We start from the raw sequence: 15,426 nt of genomic DNA on the forward strand, positions 1-15,426 counted from the left end.
CTCCGGGCGCGGAGTGCGCGCCGGCCTCTGCTTCGCTGTGAGCGCGGCCAGAGCCCCTCGCACGAGCTTGGAAGCCCGCTCAGCAGTGGCACCGAGTGTCCGGGCGAGCGCCACTCGTCCTCCTTGAGCTGTTCCCAACTGTGTCCGGCTGCCTCCTCAAGATGCCCCCGTGAGCACCTTCACGGAGATGCACCAGCCAGAGGCGTCGTCATGACAGAGCCAGAGAAGAAGTGGGACGCTGCCGAAGAATTCCCCGGGGAGCAGACGCCCAAGGAAGCCCCATCGGACCGCCCGGACACGGAGCCCTCCACCTCGGGAGGGAAGGCCCCGACGGCCCCCGCCGAACAGATCACCCGGTGCGCGACGGACACCATCGACGACGGCGATGGCTCCTACCTGGAGCCGCCAGACTGAGCGGCTTGCCGCTCCTCGGCTGTCCAACCTCGCAGGCGGTACACCCACCGCCCTGCCATCTCCCGCAGCACGTCCGAGCTGGCGCTCAGGTGATAGACCCTCGGCAGCCAGCTCGGAGGCCGCTTCCCAGAAGGCGCCCGGACATCCGCCACGAAGGTGTCCGGCCGGATTCCCAGCGCCGAGAAGCACCCATACGCCCTCGGCAGGTGCGCCGCGCTCGTCACCAGCAGGAGCGTCTTCCACCCCTGCTGTTGGATGATCTGCTGTGAGCCCAGCGCGTTCTCGCGCGTGTTGCGGCTCTTGCCCTCGGTGAAGATGCGCTGGGGCTCGATGCCCCACTCCCGAAGCTGCCGCGCGAGCACATCCGCCTCGATGACAGCCTCCGGCCGCGGATCCAGCGTGCCTCCGGAGATGAGCACGTTGCGCGCGTGGCCCTCCCGCAGCAGCTCGTAGCCGCGCACGATGCGATCCCCGGCTGAGTTGTACTCGACCCGCCCGGACACCTCGGTCGCGTCGAGATCCACCCCTCCGCCCAGCACGATGACGGCGTCGTAGACCACATCAGGCTGGTACGTCGCCTGCACCCCGGCCTCCTGCCACCGGAGCAGCGCCCCGGCCACGGGCTCGATGGAGAAGACGTAGAGCACCGCCAGCCCCAGCACCTGCAGGCCAATCGATAGCCGGGCCCGCCGGCGCAGGACCAGCCCCACGACGATGAACAGCATGGCCCACGTGAGCGGCCCGAGGAACAGATCCAGGATCTTGGAGAGCAGCAGGAACATGAGGCGCCCGAGCGAGGCCCCTCAGCGCTCGCCCCAGTGGAGCTTCTGCCGGAGGATGGTGAAGTAGGCCATGTGCGGGTTGCGCACCAGGTTCACCCGGTTGGGCGAGCGCACCACCTCGATGCAGTCATTGCCCTGCAGCGAGTGGCCCGTCTGCCCATCCAAGGTGAGGAAGGTGTCCGCCGTCTCCTTGCGCAGGACGACGCGGATGGTGCGGTCCGCCGGCACCACGATGGAGCGCTGAGTCAGCGCGTGCGAGCAGATGGGCGACAGGATGGTGCAGTCCACCGAGGGGTGGACGATGGGCCCTCCGGCCGACAGCGAGTAGGCCGTCGAGCCCGTGGGCGTCGCCAGGATGATGCCGTCCGCCTTGTAGGTGGTGATGGGCACCCCATCGATGGACGTCTCGTGGTCCGCGATGCGCGCCAGCGCGCCCTTGTTGATGACCACGTCATTGAGGACCTCGTCCTCCATGACGACCTTTCCATCGCGCACCAGCCGGCAGGCGAGCTTCATGCGCGAGTCCACCTTGAAGCGGCCCGCGAGCACCTCGTCTAGGGTGGAGAACAGCTCGTCGACAGGCACCTCGGTCATGAAGCCCAGGCTGCCCAGGTTCACCCCGAGGATGGGGACTCCTCGGCCCGCCAGCAGCCGCGCCGTGTAGATGAGCGTCCCATCTCCCCCGAGCACCACCACCAGGTCCGCTCGACTGGCCAGCTCGCGATCCTCGACGCGAGTCCAGCCCAGCGCGTGCGCCAGATAACGCTCTCCGAGCACGGTGAGGTGGCCGTAGCGCTCACGGATCTGCCCCGCCAGCGCTATGGCTTCCTGCTTGTCCCTCTTCGCGACGATGGCCAGGGTCTGCACGGTGGCGGATGGTTCTAGTCCAGGCAGGCAAGGGGTGCTGGAGGAAATAGAACCAAGCGATAGGTTCCCGCCATATGGACCTCTTTGAACATGCCGGCCAGAAGGATCAGCAGGCCCAGGCCCCCCTGGCCGAGCGCATGCGCCCCACCACCCTGGCCGAGTTCGTCGGGCAAGAGCACCTGACGGGCGAGGGCCGCTTCCTGCGCCGGGCCATCGAGCAGGATCAGGTGCCCTCGCTCATCCTCTGGGGCCCGCCGGGCACGGGGAAGACGACCCTGGCGCGCGTCATCGCCCACTCCACCGGCGCTGCCTTCGAGTCCCTGTCCGCCGTGCTCTCGGGCGTGAAGGACATCCGCGAGACGGTGGCCCGCGCGCAGGATCGCTGGAAGATGAACCGCCAGCGCACCCTGCTGTTCATCGACGAGATCCACCGCTTCAACAAGGCGCAGCAGGACGCGCTGCTGCCCCACGTGGAGAAGGGCACGGTGACGCTGATCGGCGCCACCACGGAGAACCCCTCGTTCGAGGTGAACGCCGCGCTCCTGTCGCGCAGCCGCGTCGTCACCCTGCGCGGGCTGGAGGAGGAGGAGCTGATCACCGTCATGCGCCACGCGCTGGCCTCTCCGAAGGGCCTGAACGGCAAGGTGCAGGTGGAGGACGAGGCGCTCCAGTTCATCGCCGAGGCCGCGGGAGGAGACGCGCGCCGGGCGCTCACAGCGCTCGAGGTGGCGGCCGCGTACGGGGGCTCGCGCGTGGACAAGAAGGCGGCCGAGGAGGCGCTCCAGCAGAAGATGCTCCTCTACGACAAGGCCGGCGAGGAGCACTACAACGTCGTCAGCGCCTTCATCAAATCCATGCGCGGCTCGGACGTGGACGCGGCGCTCTATTGGATGACGCGGATGCTGGAGGCGGGCGAGGATCCCGTCTTCGTGTTCCGCCGCATGGTGATCTTCGCCTCGGAGGACATTGGCAACGCGGATCCGCGGGCGCTCGCGGTGGCGGTGGACGCGCTCCAGGCGTTCCAGTTCGTGGGCATGCCCGAGGGCGTGCTGCCGCTCACCCAGGCGGTGACGTACCTGGCGCTGGCGCCCAAGTCGAACACGGTGCTCACCTCGTACGGTGAGGCCCGAGCCGCGGTGACGCAGGAGGGCGCGCTGCCGGTGCCGCTGCACCTGCGCAACGCGCCCACGAAGCTGATGAAGAACCTGGGCTACGGGGGCGGCTACAAGTACCCCCACAACTTCGAGGGCAACTACGTCCCGGAGGACTATCTGCCCGAGACGCTCAAGGCCCGGCGCTTCTACAAGCCCGGCACCAACGGGCTGGAGCGAGAGCTGTCCGAGCGCTACCAGGCCATCCAGCGCCAGCTCGCGGACAGGCCCCGCGAGCCGGGAGAGGACGACTGAAGCGCGCGGCTACTGCTGGATCTGCTGGAAGATGACGTCGATCTGATCACCCAGCCCGCCCCAGTGCTCCACGAACTTCCCATCCTTGACGCGCAGCACATCCATGCCCGAGACGTGGATGGGCTTGTTGGTGGCGTTCACCCCGAAGAAGTTGCCCTTGTGGGTGGCGTCGATGGTCCACTGGATGACCACGCGGTCGCCCTCGCCGAAGATCGCGTCCTCGTGCGACACCATGTCCGGGAAGGCGGTCCACACCGACTGCATGAACTGCGTGGTGGGCTCCACGCCCTGAGGAGCGCCATCCGGCAGGGCGTGGCTATGGAAGTCCTTTCGCGTCCAGCTCCGTGGTGCCCGTGCCACAGCCCACCATCAGGCAAAACACCAGCATTCCCAGGACCTGGGTTCCAAGACGAGACATCATGTGGGTACTCCTCGTGTGCGGTTGTAAGAGAGGGGCTCGGCCCCACGGGGCCGCGAGCCATCCGACGCTTCCCTTATAAAGCAGCCCAGCTCCGGACAGCCGTTCCATGTTTGGAACGGCACTTCCCAGAATCAGGAGGGCTCGGACGTGGCGGACTCCAAGCCCGAAGCGCGCGGCAGCCGGGCCTGGAGGCGCTCCTCGAGCTGGGACAGCTTGCGGCTGACGGTGGACTTGGGGAGCCCCAGGGCCCGCGCCGCCGCGCTCAGGCTCTGGTGCTCCGCCACCTGAAGAAAGAGGGCGACCTCGTTGAGATCCGGAAGCGGAGGGGGCATGAGGGCCTTCCGCCGGGGCCCGCTACGCCACCTCTAATGGCGAGTCGTCGTTGCCGTTCTTGCGCTGCTTCATGGTGCGGCCCGCCACCTCGTACTGCTTGAGCAGGCGCCGGAAGTTGGAGCGATCCACTCCCGCGGCGCGCGCCGCGCTGGAGACGTTGTTGTTGTTCTTCTCCAAGAGCGCCGTGAGGTAGCGGCGCTCGAAGGCGCGCATCGCCAGGCGCTTGGCCTGCGCGTACGGCAGGTGCGCCAGGCTGAACACCTCCACCGGCGAGCCCGCCTGCGGCGACTCCTGGAAGCCGGGCGGCAAGTCCTCCACGTCCAGCACCTCGTTGGAGGTGAGCACCACCGCGCGCTCGATGACGTTCTCCAGCTCGCGCACGTTGCCCGTCCACCGGTTCACCGTGAGCGCCTCCATGGCCCGCGGCGTGAACCCCGTCACCTTCTTGGCCAGCTTCGCCGAGTACATCTTCAGGAAGTGGTGCACCAGCAGCGGCACGTCCTCCGGCCTGTCGCGCAGCGGCGGCAGATCAATCGTGATGACGTTCAACCGGTAGAAGAGATCCTCGCGGAACTTGCCCTCGGACTTGGCGCGCGACAGATCCACGTGCGTGGCGGCGATGACGCGTACGTCCACCTTCACCGGCTCGTTGGCGCCTACTCGCTTGACCTCGCCCTCCTGCAGCACGCGCAGCAGGCGCACCTGGGTGGCCGGGGGCACGTCGCCGATCTCGTCCAGGAAGATGGTGCCGCCGTCGGCCGCCTCGAACAGGCCCTTCTTGTTGTTGGTGGCGCCCGTGAACGCCCCCTTCATGTGGCCGAACAGCTCGCTCTCCAGCAGCGTCTCCGTCAGCGCCGAGCAGTTCACCGCCACGAAGGGCTTGTCCTTGCGCGAGCTGCGGTAGTGGATGGCGCGCGCCACCAGCTCCTTGCCCGTGCCGCTCTCCCCTTGAATCAGCACGGTCGCCGTGGAGTGGCTCACCGTCTCCACCAGCTTGAACACGGCGCGCATCTGATTGGACTGGCCGATCAGATCCTCGAACTGGCTGCGCACCGTGAGCGCCTCCTCCAGCGCGCGGGTGCGATCCTTGAGCGCCTTGCGCTCGGCGGCCTTGCCCACCGTGAGGCTCAAGTCATCGATGTTCTCGAAGGGCTTGGTCAGGTAGTCGTACGCCCCCGCCTTCACCGCCTCCACCGCCGTCTCCACCGTGGCGTAGGCCGTCATCATGATGACCTCCACGTCCGGCCGCTCGGCCTTGATGGCCTTGAGCAGATCCATGCCGGACAGGTGGGGCATGTTGATGTCCAGCACCGCGACGTCGATGGACGGGTCCTTCGCCGCCGCCAGCCCCTCCACCGCGTCATCGATGGCGACCACCGGGTAGCCCTCGCGCTGGAGAATCTGGTTCACGGCCTTCAGGACGACGGTGTCATCATCCACGACAAGAATCTTGGCGCGCTTGGGTGGGTTCACGGCAACCTCTCGAGCTGCAGGGGAACGGGGAGATAGACGGTAAATCGGGAGCCCTGACCGACTTTGGTGTCCACCTGAAAGACACCCCCATGGTCCTGAACGATGCGGTAGGCGATGGACAAACCGAGTCCCGTGCCCTCGCCGGGCGGCTTGGTGGTGAAGGACGGCTCGAAGATGCGGTTCAAGTGCCGCTCCTCAATGCCCGTCCCCGTGTCGGAGACCGCGAAGAAGCACCGATCTCCCTCGCGCCCCGTGTCCACCTTCAGCAAGCCCTCCAGCTCGTTCTCGACATGCGGCAGGGCCTGCAGCCCGTTCTGCAGCAGGTTGAGCACCACCTGCGAGAGCTGGGCCGGATCCCCGAACAGCTTGGGCAGCCCGTTGGCCAGGTTCAGCTCCAGCTTCACCTTTGGGTTGGCCTTGAGCTGCGCCTTGAACAGCACCGCCGAGTCCTCCACGCACTTGGACAAGTCGAAGTGGCGCCGATCATCCGGTTTGCTGTGGCGGCTGAACTTCAACAGGCTCTCGACGATGCGCTTGCACCGCAGCGCGCTCTCCTCGATGAGATCCAACGACTCCTTGTCCGCCTCGCTGCGCCCCGAGTCGCGCTTCATCAGCTGCGCGAAGGCGAGGATGCCGCCCAGCGGGTTGTTGATCTCGTGCGCCACCCCGCCGGCCAGCTGGCCCACCGCCGCCATCTTCTCCGTCTCAATGAGCCGCTTGGTGAGCGCGTACTCCTCGGTGACGTCGCGGTAGCTGCACACCACGCGCTTGTCCCCCGGCATCGGGAAGGCGGCCACCACATAGGTCCGCCCCTTCTGCGTAATCTCCCCCCGCGCGCTCTTGCCCGTCTCCAGCGCCTGCGGCAGCGGGCAGCCCTGGCACGGCGAGTCCCGCCCGAACAGGTACTGGTAGCACGTGGCCGCCGAGGCGTTGGCGCCCTCGCCCACCGCGGCCACCTTCAGGTACGCCAGGTTGGCCCGGCGCACCATGTAGTCCGACTGCATCACCGCCAGCGGAGACTCGATGCAGTCGAACGTCTGCTCCCAGTCGCGCTTGGCCTGGCTGAGCATCAGCGTGCGCGACTCGACGCGGGCCTCCAGCTCCGTGTTGAGCTTCTTCAGCTCCGCGTTCTGCTCCTGCGTCACCCGCATGAGCCGCTGGTTCTCGGCCACCAGCGCGTACTGCTCGAAGGCGCTCTTGACGGTGAGCACCAGGTGGCTGTCGTTCCACGGCTTGGAGATGAAGCGGAAGATCTCCGAGCGGTTGATCGCCTCTTCAATGGCGAGCTGATCCGCCTGGCCGGTGAGCATGATGCGCTGCGCCAGCGGCACCTGCTCCTTTACCCGGGTGAGGAACTCCACCCCGTTCATCCCCGGCATCCGGAAGTCCGAGATGACCACCTGCGGCGCGAACTGATCCAGCCGCTTCAGGCCCTCCTCGGCATCCGTGGCGGTCTCGATGTCCCAATCCCCCCGGCGCAGCACCCGCCGGATGGACTTGAGGATGTTCTCCTCATCGTCGACCAACAGCAGTCGCCCGCGGGAACCCGCCTCTTGTGTATGCGCAAGCCCCACTCGCAGCCCTCGCCTATCTTTCCCCGTCAAACATTTGCAATGCTGTGGCCACTGACCCAGGGGGAAACCGGTACGCCAACCTGTTGATTCTTTTATCTTTTCGAATTCGTAGTGACTGGTACTGGAGGGTCATTCTATACCCCCGAGGTGACAAAGGGTCAAGAATGACTCCCACCGCAAGAAGAATGACCCGGGTGATTTGGACTCGGCCACCCGGGCGCTAGAGCCGCTGGGAGCCGGACAGCATGGGCACTGGCGAGTGGAGGCAGATGCGGTTGCGCCCCTCGCGCTTGGCTCGGTAGAGGGCCTCGTCCGCGGTGAGCAGCAGCTGATCCGGCGAGAGCACGGTGCGGTGAGGGAAGCCGGAGAGGCCCAGCGAGGCCGTCACCTGCAAGCGATCGTCCGGTCCCACGCGCAGCAGGCCCAGCTCCTTCCAGATGCGCTCGGCCACGGTGATGGCGCCGGCCAGGGGGGTGCGCGGCAGGAGCACGGCGAACTCCTCGCCCCCGTAACGGGCGAGGATGTCCGTCTCTCGCACGCTCAGCTGGAGCGCTCGGGCCACCTTGCGCAGCACGTCATCTCCCATGGGGTGGCCGTATTGAGCGTTGATCTGCTTGAAGTGGTCCAGGTCCAGGAGGATCAGCGAGAGCGCGTCATCATAGCGCTGGGCCACGCGGAACTCCTCGCGCAGGCGCTCCTGGAAGTAGCGGTGGTTGTGCAGCAGCGTGAGCCCGTCCAGCACAGAGAGCTTTTGGAGCTCCGATACTTGGGACGCCAAGGTCATTAGGATCTGGTGGGCCGAGAAGGCGCGCTGCATGCGGGCCCGCAGCTCCTCGTCATCCCAAGGCTCGGCCACCACCTCCACGCCCAGGCGGAGCGCGGCCAGCCGCAGCTCGCGGGCCTCGGCGGGCGCAATCACGAGCACGGGCGCGCCCCTGCCTGGCCCCTCGACATCCATCAACCGGCGCAGCGAGCTCAGCCCCGTGTCCGTGGAGGGCTCGAGGCACAGCAGGACGAGATCCACCTGCGTGGCGAGCCCTGGCACCTCGGGGCCGGCGGGCACCACCCGGGGAGCGTACTGCTCGGAGCCGAGAGCCCTGGCCAGCTTCGTCGCGGTCGACCGGGAGTCATCCACCAGCAGCAGAACGAAGGGCTTCTCTCCCACAGTCTCCCCATCGAAGGTCGGCGCGGGACCGTAGCATGAGGGCTCCTTAAGGAGCGACCCCGGCGATTGCGCGGGACAGCGCCCTCTGCTACCCAGCCGTCGCATACCGCCCGTCGTGAGGACCGTCCGTGGCCAACTACCCGAGCATCAGCCTCTTCTTCCCCGCCTGGAATGAGGAGGACTACGTCGAGCGCGCCGTCACTCGGGCCTTGGACGTGCTGCCGCAGCTCACGGATGACTTCGAGATCATCGTCGTCAACGACGCGTCCACGGACCGCACCCGGGAGATCGCCGAGGAGCTGGCCGCGCGCATTCCGCAGCTGCGCGTCATCACCCACGAGGTGAACCTGAAGCTGGGCGGGGCGATGCGCACGGGCCTGTCGGCGTCCACCAAGGACATCGTCGTCTACTCGGACATCGATCTGCCGTGGGACTTGAGGGAGCTGGAGCGGGCGCTGCACCTGATGGACTACCTGGAGGCGGACATGATCTGCGCCTTCCGGTTCGATCGCACGAGCGAGGGGCCCAAGCGCATCATCTACTCGTTCGTCTACAACCTGCTGATCCGCTCCCTGTTCGACATCAACATCAAGGACGTGAACTTCAGCTTCAAGGTCATGCACCGGCGCGTGCTCGAGGCGATGGAGCTCAAGAGCCTGGGCTCGTTCATCGACGCGGAGCTGGTGGTGAAGGCCATCCGCAAGGGCTTCCGCGTCTTCCAGATGGGCGTGGACTACTTCCCGCGCACCCGCGGCGTGTCCACGCTGGCCTCACCCTCGGTCATCATGAAGATGGTGAAGGAGCTGGCCAACCTCTACCCGGAGACGCGCTCGCCGCCCGCGCCGCTGAAGCCGGTGCGGCTGCCTCCCTCGGTGGCGCCGCTCCACTCGGCCAGCGCCCCCAAGCGCCGGCACCACGGCTAGAAGGAGCAGGCTGTGGGCCGCGGCACCACGCGCCTCATCGTCAACGCGGATGATCTCGGGCTGCACCCTTCCGTGGACGCCGGCATCCTCCGCGCGCACCGCGAGGGCATCGTCACCAGCGCCACGTTGCTGGTGACGGGCCCCAGCGCCTCCGAGGCCATCTCCCAGGCCCGGGCGCAGGGGTTGGCGCTCGGCGTCCACCTGGCCCTCTCCACCCGGCTGCCCTGCGCGGCGCCTCCGCTCGAGGTGCCCGCGGTGGCTCCGGGCGGAAGGCTGCGGGCAAGCTGGGCGGAGTTTGCTCGCGCGTGGCTCACCGGCCGGGTGCGCCGCGCGGAGGTGGAGCGAGAGCTGGAGGCCCAGCTCGCTCGGGCCCGGGAGCTGGGCGCCGAGGTGGACCACCTGGACGCGCACCAGCACCTCCACCTGCTGCCCGGAATCCGCCCCATCGTGGAGGCCCTGGCGCGGCGCGAGGGCTTGCCCGTGCGCTGGCCGGATCGGCTCCCGAGCGCCTCGTGGCGCCGTGCTCCCGGCCCCGCGTTGAAGACCCTGATCCTGACGGCCCTGGCGCGCACGGCCCCGCGTCCTCCTCCGGGCGTGCGGCGGGTGAGCGCCGGGGGCGTGTTCGAGGCGGGCCGGCTGGATGAGCCCACCCTGCTGACCCTGCTGGACTCGCTGCCCGAGGGCGACTTCGAGGTGGGCTGTCACCCCGGCGAGGGCACTCCCCATGTGCCCGAGGATCCCGCGTGGACCTATGGCTGGCAGTCCGAGCTGGAAGCCCTCACGAGCCCACGGGTGAGGGCGAGGCTCCAGGAGCGCGGCATCACGCTGACCACCTACGGCCACCTTCGCTCCGCGCTCTGAGTTCTGAGTTCCTTCGAGGCACAGCACGTGTATGGGTGGCGCCACACAAAGTCCGCATCCGAGGGCTTGAGGCATGGAGGGCAGTCCTGAAAACGGTGATCTTCGCCTGTGTTCACAACGCCGGGCGCTCGCAGATGGCAGCCGCTTTCTTCAACGCGATGGCCGACCCACGGAAGGCACGTGCGGTGTCGGCGGGGACGCAGCCGGGAGAGCGCATCCACCCGGAAGTGCAGGCAGCGATGGGAGAGGTGGGGATCAATCTGTCGGGCGCGAAGCCTCAGCGGCTCACGGACGAGCTGGCGCAAGGCGCCCACTGGCTGATCACCATGGGCTGCGGGGACGCCTGCCCCTACGTGCCGGGCCTCAAGCGCGATGATTGGCCGCTGGAGGATCCCAAGGGCAAGCCGGTGGAGCGGGTGCGCCAGATCCGGGACGACGTCCGCGCCCGCGTGTCGAAGTTGCTGGAGCGCGAAGGCTGGGCGCCCTAGATCTCCTCTCTGGAGGATCCTTTCCAGACTGGACGCCAAGACAGCGTCCAAACCAGAGTACACACCCGTCCCACTCACCCCACCTTGGGAGACACCATGAGCGATCCGCAGCCCTCTCCTCCTTCACGCAAGCCCCTGTATGGAGCCATCGTCGCCCTCGTCGTGGCGGGAGCCGCAGGCGTTGGCGCCTATGTCCTGCGCGGCCGATCGACGTCCACCCCCCCGACGGCCACTCCCACCGCGCCCTCCGCCACCGCGACGAATCCCCAGCCGTCTGGCAGAACGAAGGAGGTGACGGGGGCCAAACCCCTGCCCTCCGTGGATCAGAGCGACACGCGCACCCGCGAGCTGGTGGGCCTGCTGTCCAACGAGCCCGAGCTCAAGAAGTGGGTCGCCGCCGAGGGCCTGGCCCGGCGCTTCACCGCGGCCGTCGCCAACATCGCCGAGGGAGAGAGCCCTCGCGCCGTGTTGCCCTCGATGGCACCCCAGGGCGCCTTCCAGACCGTCGAGCGCGACGGCAAGCACTTCATCGCTCCCGAGAGCTTCGCCCGCTACGACAGTGTGGGGCGCATCTTCAACTCGCTCGACACGGAGATTACCGTCAACACCTACAAGGCGCTCAGGCCCATCTTCGAGCAGGCCTTCGCGGAGATCGCCCGCCCCGGCCAGCGCTTCGACGAGACGCTCTCGCGCGCCATCCAGCGGATGCTGGACACCCCCGTGCCGGACGGTGACATCGAGGTGGTGGCCACGCAGGGCGTCAACTACGCCTACGCGGACCCGAAGCTGGAGCAGCTCAGCGCCGCCCAGAAGCACCTGCTGCGCCTGGGCCCCACCAACGCCAAGGCCGTCCAGGCGAAGCTGCGCGAGTTGCAGACCGCGCTCGGCCTGCCCGCCGCCGGGCACTGAGCGGCAAAGCGCCCGCAAAAAGAAACGGCGGGCCTCCGTGAGGAGACCCGCCGTCTTCAGCCACGAGCCCGCCGAAGGGCTCGCGCGGCCAGGGAGACTAGAAGCTCTTGGCGCAGAAGCCGGAGCCGGAGTTCACCCAGTTCTGCTGGATGTACCAGTTACGGCCGCCGAACGTCATGTTGTACTTGGCGCCGTTGGAGGCGGTGGACGTAGAGCCGAACGTCCAGGCGCACTTGTCGGCGTTCTCCGCGCCGCTGCTGTCGTACCACGCGTTCAGGTCCGGGTCGGAGGCAGTCTCCTCCAGCTCGTGGGCGATGATGGACGCCATGCCGTCGGCGCCCGCGTTGCTGTTGGGACCCACGCTCTGGCCCTCGCAAGCCGACGGGCAGCGGTCGGGGTTACCCACGAAGCTGTACTTGATGTCCAGGCCCGAGATGGTGCCGTGGGTGTGCCAGCCGCAGTACTGGGTGCAGAAGCCCGAGGACGCCGTCACGTCCGAGGAGGTCAGCACGAAGTAGACGCCGTTGGAGTTGGCCGGCAGGCGGCCGCTGGTGATGGCGCTGGAGACCACCGTCTTGATGGCCGCGTCGCTCAGCGAGGTGCCCTGCGAGTAGCTGTCCGTGGTGCTGCCACCGTAGCTCACCGAGTTGCTGACCGGCGTACCGGCGCTGGTAGTGTAGGTGGTGTTGATATTGAAGTAGGAAGATCCACCGATGCCCGAGAACAGGGAGGGCAGGATCGTGGTCGCGGTGTTGCCAGACCAGTTGCCGTACCAAATGACGTAGGCGGTCTTGGTAGCGGTCATCACCGCGCCACCGTGGAACTGAATTCCGGCCTGGACCACCTGGCCCGTGGGCTTGGCCGCGAAGGCCTCGGCGGTCAGGTTGCCCTTGCCGTTCGGCTGCACATCCACAGACTGCTGCGGCTCATTGGACAGCTCCTCCGCACCGCCGCAAGCGGCCAGGGCCAGGAGGGACGACATGACAGCGAAACGAACTCCACGCATGGGGGAACCTCGTTTTGCCTCGGAGGACCGGTGGGGGAATTGTCCGGTCACGGGCGAGCGCTAATTAACATTCATTGATTCATTGGAAAAGATGTTTCCATTGGTTTCATGCGTTTTTTTGGTTTGCTGGTTTTTATCGCATTGCACAAATCTTTGAGTTCACAGGAGTTTGTTTCGTTCGAACTCACACCCCATTTGCTGATTCACCGCGCCGCATCAAACCTTGAGTCCCGATGTAGTAGTTTGAAACCAAATTTCACACCGGGCTGAAAAGAAAAACGGCGGGCCTCCGAGAGGAGACCCGCCGTCTCTGCTTCAGCCACTCGCCCGCGCAGGAGCGAGCTGGTCTGGAGGCTGGACTAGTTCATCGAGCAGTAGCCGCCGGACGCGTTCACCCAGTTGCGCTGGATGAGGTAGTCACGGGCGCCGAGGTGCACGTTGGCCAGAGCGCCGCCCGAGCTGTAGGTGGTGCCGAAGGTCCAGGCGCACTTGTCGGCGTTCTCCGCGCCCTTGGTGTCGTACCAGGCGTTCAGGTCAGGATCCGTGGTGGCCTCCTCAAGCTCGTGGGCGACGATGGACGCCATGCCGTCCGCGCCCGCGTTGCCGTTGGGGCCCACCGTCTGGTCCGCGCAAGCGGAGGGGCAGCGGTCCGGGTTACCCACGAAGCTGTACTTGATGTCCGAGCCGGAGATGGTGCCGTGGGTGTGCCAGCCGCAGTACTGGGTGCAGAAGCCCGAGGAGGCCGTCACGTCCGACGAGGTCAGCACGAAGTACACCGCGTTGGTGTCCTTGACCAGGCGGCCGCTGGTGATGGCGCTGGAGACCACCGTCTGGATCTGGGCGTCGGTCAGCGACGTGCCCTGCGAGTAGGCATCCGTGGTGCTGCCCGCGTAGTGCACCGCGCCGGTCACGCCGGTATAGGTCTTGTTGATGTTGAAGTACGGAGATCCACCGATGCTGTTGGCGAAGTCGGTGAGGATCGTGGTGCCCGTGTTGCCGGACCAGTTGCCGTACCAGATGTAGTACACGTTGACCGTGCCCGAGATGATCGGGCCGCCGTGGTTGGTGATGCCGTTGGCGCCCGGAGCAGCGCTGCCCACGGGCTTGGCCTCGCCGAGGTAGGTGCTGGCCAGACCGCCACCCTTGCCGTCCGCCTGCACATCCACCGACTGCGACTGCTCATCGGCCTGCTGATCCATTCCACCGCAAGCAGCGGCAGCCAGGAGAGACGACAGAAGAACGAAACGAACTCCACGCATTGGGGGATCCTCGCTGTTGCCTCGGAGGACCGGCGGGGGAAAATTTTCCGGTCACGGGCGAAAAGATTTGTAGCACTTCCTGAGAATGCTGGGAAGCCCTCTATTCAGCCAAGGTGCTTTTTTTATGTTTTACCTGAATATTCATATTACGTATTCATAGTTCGGGGCATTTTGCCCCGAAAGAGATACGCGTTGACCCAGTCCAGACAGGAAAAGGTGAGGAATCCTCTTCCTTCAGCCGCCATGTCTTGTCAGGATTTGAGCACCATGACCCCCTCCCCCCCCCCTTCTCGCTGGCTTCTGCTGGCGTGTTCCTGCGTGGTGCTGCTCGCGGCCTGCGGGAAGTCCACCCCTCCTCCTCCCCCTCCTCCCACTCCCGTCACTGCGGATCAGTTCGCGCAGCAGTACGCCGAGGCCCAGTGTGATCGCCAGGGCCGGTGCGATCTGCTCGCGCCCTATCTGGTGGATCAGTGCAAGGCGAAGACCGCCGACCTGATCCACGCCGAGGATGTGACGCGAGCCATCGCCGCGGGCCGGCTCGTCTATGACGAAGCGCAGGCCCGGAGCTGTCTGGACGGCATCCAGAACACCCGCTGTCTGGCGCAGGCCGAGGATGAAGCGGTGAAGGCTTCCTGCCAGGCCGCGCTCCATGGCACGGTGCAGCCGGGCGCCGCGTGCTCGTTCCTCTACGAGTGCGCCGCGGGGCGCTGTGGCGGCAAGGAGGACACGACGTGCCCCTCCACCTGCCCCGAGGTGCTGAACGCAGGTGACACCTGCTCCACGTTCCGAGGGTTCCCGTGCAATGACAGCGCCGGGCTGCGGTGCTCCGGAGGCATGTGCGTGCTCCCCGGGGACCTGAATGCGGACTGCGTGGACAACAACGGCTGCAAGACCGGGCTGCTCTGCGTGGACAGCAAGTGTGTACCACTGGCCAAGGAGGGCTCGGGCTGCTCGCAGGACTCCTCGTGCGCCGATGGCCTGTACTGCGAGGGTGACGTCTGCGTGGCGCGCAAGCGCGAGGGAGCCAAGTGCTCGGGCTCGCCGCAAGAGGTGGACGCCGCGCTCCGAGGCTCCCAGTGCCAGGAGGGGCTGACCTGCCAGGGCGCCGGGCTGGACAGCGAGGGCAACTTCCTGCCGGGCACCTGCGTCAAGCCTACGAAGGAGGGCGAGGCCTGCCAGAACACCCCCGCGGACGTGCAGGTGTACCTGACGGGCTGCCTGTCGGGGCTCAACTGCACCAATGGCCGGTGCACGCTGCCGCCCAGCACCGGCTCGTGCGACCCGAATGACTATTACTCCTGCCGCCCCGATCAGACGTATTGCTCGTTGTCCGCTAGCACCTGCCAGACCCTGAAGCCGGACGGGGCCGCCTGCGACATTCCGCCCGAGTGCGCGAGCGACAACTGCCCGGACGGTACGTGCGTGCCCGCGCTCGTCTACTGCCACGAGTGACGTAGCCTCCTCGGACGCACCCTGCCAGTGTGGGCGCTCCAAGGGCGGCAGGCCCCCGGGTTGACCGGGGGCCGTCTGCTTCCTCTACACTGC

16 protein-coding genes are annotated in these 15,426 nt (G+C 67.0%); 7 read left to right on the forward strand and 9 right to left on the reverse strand.

Features of this window, described 5'->3' with window-relative positions:
* Window positions 1-210 precede the first annotated feature (210 nt).
* Window positions 211-414 carry a hypothetical protein gene (locus tag ACJ8AT_RS13150; RefSeq protein WP_407738050.1) on the forward strand — a complete coding sequence of 68 codons (204 nt, stop codon included), beginning with the start codon at window positions 211-213 and terminating at the stop codon, window positions 412-414.
* Here the strand turns inward: ACJ8AT_RS13150 and ACJ8AT_RS13155 are convergent.
* Window positions 393-1,196 (reverse strand): YdcF family protein, encoded by an 804-nt coding sequence (locus tag ACJ8AT_RS13155; protein WP_407738051.1) that lies wholly within the window; start codon window positions 1,194-1,196, stop codon window positions 393-395. The two genes, ACJ8AT_RS13150 and ACJ8AT_RS13155, sit on opposite strands and share 22 nt — an antisense overlap.
* Before the next feature lie 21 nt (window positions 1,197-1,217).
* Complete coding sequence (locus ACJ8AT_RS13160) at window positions 1,218-2,063, reverse strand: NAD(+)/NADH kinase (RefSeq protein WP_407738052.1); 846 nt, start codon at window positions 2,061-2,063, stop codon at window positions 1,218-1,220.
* A gap of 74 nt (window positions 2,064-2,137) precedes the next feature.
* Between ACJ8AT_RS13160 and ACJ8AT_RS13165 the strand changes: the two genes are divergently transcribed.
* The gene (locus ACJ8AT_RS13165) at window positions 2,138-3,469 is read left to right on the forward strand and encodes a replication-associated recombination protein A (protein ID WP_407738053.1); all 1,332 of its coding nucleotides are present in this window, start codon (window positions 2,138-2,140) and stop codon (window positions 3,467-3,469) included.
* 9 nt (window positions 3,470-3,478) lie between these two features.
* On the opposite strand, the gene ACJ8AT_RS13170 is transcribed toward ACJ8AT_RS13165, so the two are convergent.
* The 5 genes from ACJ8AT_RS13170 to ACJ8AT_RS13190 all read right to left on the reverse strand — a co-directional run bounded on the left by ACJ8AT_RS13170 (window position 3,479) and on the right by ACJ8AT_RS13190 (window position 8,435).
* A complete protein-coding gene (locus ACJ8AT_RS13170) occupies window positions 3,479-3,754 on the reverse strand; it encodes an ester cyclase (RefSeq protein ID WP_407738054.1) in 276 nt (91 codons plus the stop codon).
* Between the two features lie 267 nt (window positions 3,755-4,021).
* Window positions 4,022-4,222 (reverse strand): LysR family transcriptional regulator, encoded by a 201-nt coding sequence (locus ACJ8AT_RS13175; protein ID WP_407738055.1) that lies wholly within the window; start codon window positions 4,220-4,222, stop codon window positions 4,022-4,024.
* Window positions 4,223-4,244: 22 nt separating this feature from the next.
* Window positions 4,245-5,696, reverse strand: a complete 1,452-nt coding sequence (locus ACJ8AT_RS13180; protein WP_407738056.1) for a sigma-54-dependent transcriptional regulator — start codon at window positions 5,694-5,696, stop codon at window positions 4,245-4,247.
* Window positions 5,693-7,270 carry an ATP-binding protein gene (locus ACJ8AT_RS13185; RefSeq protein WP_407738057.1) on the reverse strand — a complete coding sequence of 526 codons (1,578 nt, stop codon included), beginning with the start codon at window positions 7,268-7,270 and terminating at the stop codon, window positions 5,693-5,695. Before ACJ8AT_RS13185 ends, ACJ8AT_RS13180 begins: the two co-directional genes overlap by 4 nt.
* A gap of 220 nt (window positions 7,271-7,490) precedes the next feature.
* Window positions 7,491-8,435 (reverse strand): diguanylate cyclase, encoded by a 945-nt coding sequence (locus ACJ8AT_RS13190; protein ID WP_407738058.1) that lies wholly within the window; start codon window positions 8,433-8,435, stop codon window positions 7,491-7,493.
* Between the two features lie 128 nt (window positions 8,436-8,563).
* Between ACJ8AT_RS13190 and ACJ8AT_RS13195 the strand changes: the two genes are divergently transcribed.
* The 4 genes from ACJ8AT_RS13195 to ACJ8AT_RS13210 all read left to right on the forward strand — a co-directional run bounded on the left by ACJ8AT_RS13195 (window position 8,564) and on the right by ACJ8AT_RS13210 (window position 11,616).
* Window positions 8,564-9,358 (forward strand): glycosyltransferase family 2 protein, encoded by a 795-nt coding sequence (locus tag ACJ8AT_RS13195; RefSeq protein ID WP_407738059.1) that lies wholly within the window; start codon window positions 8,564-8,566, stop codon window positions 9,356-9,358.
* A gap of 12 nt (window positions 9,359-9,370) precedes the next feature.
* Window positions 9,371-10,219 (forward strand): carbohydrate deacetylase, encoded by an 849-nt coding sequence (locus ACJ8AT_RS13200; RefSeq protein ID WP_407738060.1) that lies wholly within the window; start codon window positions 9,371-9,373, stop codon window positions 10,217-10,219.
* Window positions 10,220-10,305: 86 nt separating this feature from the next.
* Window positions 10,306-10,707: a low molecular weight phosphatase family protein gene (locus tag ACJ8AT_RS13205; RefSeq protein WP_407738123.1), complete on the forward strand. Its 402-nt coding sequence runs from the start codon at window positions 10,306-10,308 to the stop codon at window positions 10,705-10,707.
* A 96-nt stretch (window positions 10,708-10,803) separates the two neighbouring features.
* Window positions 10,804-11,616 carry a DUF3014 domain-containing protein gene (locus ACJ8AT_RS13210; RefSeq protein WP_407738061.1) on the forward strand — a complete coding sequence of 271 codons (813 nt, stop codon included), beginning with the start codon at window positions 10,804-10,806 and terminating at the stop codon, window positions 11,614-11,616.
* A 97-nt stretch (window positions 11,617-11,713) separates the two neighbouring features.
* Here ACJ8AT_RS13210 and ACJ8AT_RS13215 read toward each other — a convergent pair whose 3' ends face one another.
* The gene (locus ACJ8AT_RS13215; RefSeq protein WP_407738062.1) at window positions 11,714-12,598 is read right to left on the reverse strand and encodes a hypothetical protein; all 885 of its coding nucleotides are present in this window, start codon (window positions 12,596-12,598) and stop codon (window positions 11,714-11,716) included.
* A 383-nt stretch (window positions 12,599-12,981) separates the two neighbouring features.
* Window positions 12,982-13,821: a hypothetical protein gene (locus tag ACJ8AT_RS13220; RefSeq protein ID WP_407738063.1), complete on the reverse strand. Its 840-nt coding sequence runs from the start codon at window positions 13,819-13,821 to the stop codon at window positions 12,982-12,984.
* A 327-nt stretch (window positions 13,822-14,148) separates the two neighbouring features.
* Here ACJ8AT_RS13220 and ACJ8AT_RS13225 point away from each other — a divergent pair, with 327 nt between their 5' ends.
* The gene (locus ACJ8AT_RS13225; protein ID WP_407738064.1) at window positions 14,149-15,333 is read left to right on the forward strand and encodes a hypothetical protein; all 1,185 of its coding nucleotides are present in this window, start codon (window positions 14,149-14,151) and stop codon (window positions 15,331-15,333) included.
* Window positions 15,334-15,426: the final 93 nt, after the last annotated feature.

The sequence above is a fragment of the Hyalangium sp. genome (assembly GCF_045802625.1).
Lineage (GTDB): Bacteria > Myxococcota > Myxococcia > Myxococcales > Myxococcaceae > Hyalangium.

Bases quoted from the DNA above. Each gene is read 5' to 3' on its own strand.
- ACJ8AT_RS13150 (WP_407738050.1), top strand. From the start codon at position 211: ATGACAGAGCCAGAGAAGAAGTGGGACGCTGCCGAAGAATTCCCCGGG.
- ACJ8AT_RS13155 (WP_407738051.1), bottom strand. From the start codon at position 1,196: ATGTTCCTGCTGCTCTCCAAGATCCTGGATCTGTTCCTCGGGCCGCTC.
- ACJ8AT_RS13165 (WP_407738053.1), top strand. From the start codon at position 2,138: ATGGACCTCTTTGAACATGCCGGCCAGAAGGATCAGCAGGCCCAGGCC.
- ACJ8AT_RS13175 (WP_407738055.1), bottom strand. From the start codon at position 4,222: ATGCCCCCTCCGCTTCCGGATCTCAACGAGGTCGCCCTCTTTCTTCAG.
- ACJ8AT_RS13210 (WP_407738061.1), top strand. From the start codon at position 10,804: ATGAGCGATCCGCAGCCCTCTCCTCCTTCACGCAAGCCCCTGTATGGA.
- ACJ8AT_RS13215 (WP_407738062.1), bottom strand. From the start codon at position 12,598: ATGTCGTCCCTCCTGGCCCTGGCCGCTTGCGGCGGTGCGGAGGAGCTG.
- ACJ8AT_RS13220 (WP_407738063.1), bottom strand. From the start codon at position 13,821: ATGGATCAGCAGGCCGATGAGCAGTCGCAGTCGGTGGATGTGCAGGCG.
- ACJ8AT_RS13225 (WP_407738064.1), top strand. From the start codon at position 14,149: ATGACCCCCTCCCCCCCCCCTTCTCGCTGGCTTCTGCTGGCGTGTTCC.